Source organism: Sphingomonas sp., from assembly GCF_048595155.1.
Lineage (GTDB): Bacteria > Pseudomonadota > Alphaproteobacteria > Sphingomonadales > Sphingomonadaceae > Sphingomonas_I.
Genome location: NZ_JBMDXN010000123.1, coordinates 1 through 3403, shown reverse-complemented (window position 1 = coordinate 3403; position 3403 = coordinate 1). Strand labels below are relative to the sequence as shown.

Here is a 3403-nt window from a genome sequence, read left to right as displayed (position 1 = left end):
TGGCCCGGCTTTTTCCTGAGCAGCTCATAGGGAAGCACAAGTACGTTAGCTCGCCCGAAGAGCTGGTCATAATAAGAGATCAGTCTATCATACTCAAAATGATCAAAAGAAAATCGCGGTGCTTTGAAGATGTGCCGAAGTGCCCCGAATTGTAGCTTCGACGAGAACAGATAATCTTGCACGCTAAGCGTGCCGCCACCACGAACATATTGAACGTAGCTTGCCGCTATGATGCTCGGTTGGGACCGGATTACAATGACGATTAAGGGATTGGACAGGGTCGCCTTGATCCGCCGTGCGGCTTCGGGAGCCATCAGACCGTGGAGGCCGCCATTGTGGAGGTCGCCGCTTAAGTTTTCCTCGCAGATGACGGGTGGTCGAAGATCCCTGACGTCGCCCAGTTCCCGGGCCGCTTCCCCCGCATCAAAATGTAACCCGCTTGGATCGAGCAACGCGCGCCGCGCTTTGTCTCGGGGGATCCAGCGGTGGGTTAGCGCGTTGGGATATACGTGTTTTTGGAACCACGTCGTTGCGGTTTTGTGATAGCCGATGTGAACGATGGCTCTCGGCGCACGGCTGTTCGATGCTGGCATAACCAGGCATCTGTCGGTCCAATGTTTCGGAAAAATTTCTGGCGGAGCTCACCCGCTGGGTCGGATGCAAACGATTCTCCAGATCGACCGCGAGCGCGATACTTCTCCGGAAAAACAGAGGAGCCAGCCGAGCAGCAGCTTCCTCACAGATTGCTCGGCTATAAGGCCCGCCCTCTGCCGATTTATGGATCCCCGAGCCAAGGCCAGTCGCATCTCGAGGGCATCGGCCAGCGGCCTTCCTCATGCTATCCCTTCAGTGGGCGAGGCTATAAGGAACGGCGAGCGTCACACGGCCGATCAGGTGCAAAGGATTTTGATGCAGACTGAATACGAACTCGACGGCACAGCCACAATGCCTGCGCGCCCGGGCCTGTGGCGGCGCGATGCGGCGACGCCACTCTCGCTGTGGCCAACCTCCTAGTCGTTGACGACGACGCCGGTATACGGACGCTCTTGGGTGAAAGCCTGCGAGCGAAAGGTTACGTTGTCTACCTTGCAGGCGATACCATCGAGATGGACAGGATCCTCGCGATAGAGCCGATCGATCTCATTATATTGGACGTGATGATGCCGGGTGAAAGTGGGCTGTCGGCTTGCCGTCGCCTTGCATCGAGGGATGGCCCGCCGATCATCATTCTCAGTGCGCGCGGCGAGGAGACCGACCGTATTATCGGCATGGAGCTTGGGGCGGGCAGATATCTCGCGAAGCCCTGCTCGCCACGCGAAATAGCAGTGCATGTCCAAGCCGCACTTCGTGATCGTGGCTATGGTCGTTCTGGTGATGCAAGGCGGTTCGCGGGGTGGCGCATCGATCTCGCCAGCTACGAACTGTTCGACACGGACGGCGTGCTGGTCGATCTGACCGAGGGCGAGTTCAAGGTGCTGCGCGCCTTTGTCGAACATCCCCGCCGGGTGCTGTCGCGCGATATGCTGCTCGATCAGGCGCGCGGACCCGACAGCGAATCCTTTGACCGCGCCATCGACGTTCAAGTCAGCAGGCTTCGCCGCAAGTTACGCGCGCGTGGCGACGAGATGATCCGCACTGTCCGAAATGAGGGTTATATGTTCGTCCCCGACGTCGTCCGCGTATGAGCGGCGCGGCAGTGGGCATAAAAAGGGCCGCTGGCAGGCCGCTATTCGTGCGCATTTTTCTTCTACTGTTAGGGACGCTCGTCTCGATGCAGGCGATGAATGTGGTTCTTGTCATCGTCACGCCGCCTCCCGCGCCACGGCTGTTTACGCTGGATCAGATCGAGAGCGCCCTGCGTGGCGGTGGACACGAGACGATCATGCGGCGCGAGCTGAGTGACCCGGGAATCGCTCAGGGGGACTCGCTGCACGAACGGCACATCCGGGACTTGCTGGCGTCGCGGCTCGCAGTCGATCCGACAGCATTACGCGTAGGCCTGCGTCCCGCCGGCCCTCGTATGGGACCGTTCGCCCGTCGCGGCCTGTTTCGCGACTTTCCCGATTTCAACGGAGTGGCTGGCGATTTCATGATTGCCCTGCGGCACGCTGATGGGACGTGGGTAGTTGTGTCGCCGGCAGGGCTGGCGCTAGGGTTCTGGCGCTGGCGGGCGGTGGTAACCTTACTAGCCGCGCTACTTATCGCGGCACCAATCGCCTGGTGGCTTTCGCGGCGCATCGCGCGGCCCATCGCGATGTTTGCGGGCGCGGCCGATCGCCTCGGTCGCGATCCGCGAGGTTCGCCGATCGATTTATCCGGTCCGCCGGAAGTGGCAGAGGCAGCAGCGGCATTTAATGGCATGCAGCAGCGGCTGCAACGCTACGTCGCGGATCGAGCCCTCATGCTCGGCGCTGTCGCGCACGATCTGCGCACTCCCCTTATGCGGATCGGCCTCCATGTCGAAAATGCGCCAGCAGGCATACGTGCTGCAATCGAAAGCGAAATAGTGGACATGCAGGCGATGCTTAGCGCCGTACTGGCGTTCCTGCGCGACGAGGAGCAACCGGCCCGTCGCCAGCGGCTCGACCTGCGAACAATCGCCCAAAGTGTCGTGGACGAACTTGGTGATGAGGGGCACCGGATCGAACTCGAGGAAGGTGGGCCCTTGGTGATCGAAGGTGATCCCGGAGGGCTGAAGACGTTGGTGACAAATCTTGTTCGTAACGCGGTCACTCATGCTGGCGGCGCGATATACGTTGCCCTGGGCGCTGAACCTTCGATCGCTTGGCTGGAGGTTCGCGATGATGGGCCAGGCCTCGACGAGGGGATGCTCGAACGCGTGTTCGAGCCTTTCGTGCGCGGTGAGGAATCCCGGTCGCGCGAGACCGGGGGCATCGGGTTGGGTCTTGCGAGCGCCCGCGCGGTCGCGCGTCGGCACGGTGGCGATGTCACGCTCATCAATCACGCCGACGGTGGACTGGTAGCACGTATCGAGCTTTCACGCTGACCCAGGAAACGAGCCGGAAACATTTGGCGGCCAGCAACCGGTCTGATTCCTCAGCCTGGACGGTCTCGAATGAAGTCATACGCCATCCTTCTCGTTTTGCCGATTGTCATGGCGGGGTGTGCCCCGGAGCCAAAGAGACCGTGGTCACAAAGGGAGGGAGAACCCTCGCGAATGCTGTTTGCGAGCCCAATGGGGGAGCCGTTCCGCGGCCCCGATGGCGAAGAAGGCTGGTTTGCTGGAGCCGACGCGAATGGCGATGGCAAGCTGACCCTCGTCGAAATGGAACGAGACACAGCCCGTTTCTTCGCCACGCTGGACGTCGGTAAGGATGGCGAAATCGATCCGGACGATGTGGAACGCTATGAGAGCGTTGTTTTCCCGGAAATTCATGCGGGT

Annotated in this window: 2 protein-coding genes and 2 pseudogenes; 3 read left to right on the top strand and 1 reads right to left on the bottom strand. The window is 60.7% G+C overall.

Annotated features, from left to right (window positions below; all coding sequences use genetic code 11):
- A pseudogene (locus ACOJSI_RS19460) lies at nt 1-593 on the bottom strand (hypothetical protein); the annotation flags it as partial.
- 372 nt (nt 594-965) lie between these two features.
- Between ACOJSI_RS19460 and ACOJSI_RS19455 the strand changes: the two are divergent.
- The 3 genes and pseudogenes from ACOJSI_RS19455 to ACOJSI_RS19445 all read left to right on the top strand — a co-directional run.
- Nucleotides 966-1685, top strand: a complete 720-nt coding sequence (locus tag ACOJSI_RS19455) for a response regulator (RefSeq protein ID WP_420139975.1) — start codon at nt 966-968, stop codon at nt 1683-1685.
- Nucleotides 1682-3007, top strand: a complete 1326-nt coding sequence (locus tag ACOJSI_RS19450; protein WP_420139974.1) for an ATP-binding protein — start codon at nt 1682-1684, stop codon at nt 3005-3007. The genes ACOJSI_RS19455 and ACOJSI_RS19450 overlap by 4 nt, the downstream gene beginning before the upstream one ends.
- A 171-nt stretch (nt 3008-3178) precedes the next feature.
- A pseudogene (locus tag ACOJSI_RS19445) lies at nt 3179-3403 on the top strand (EF-hand domain-containing protein); the annotation flags it as partial.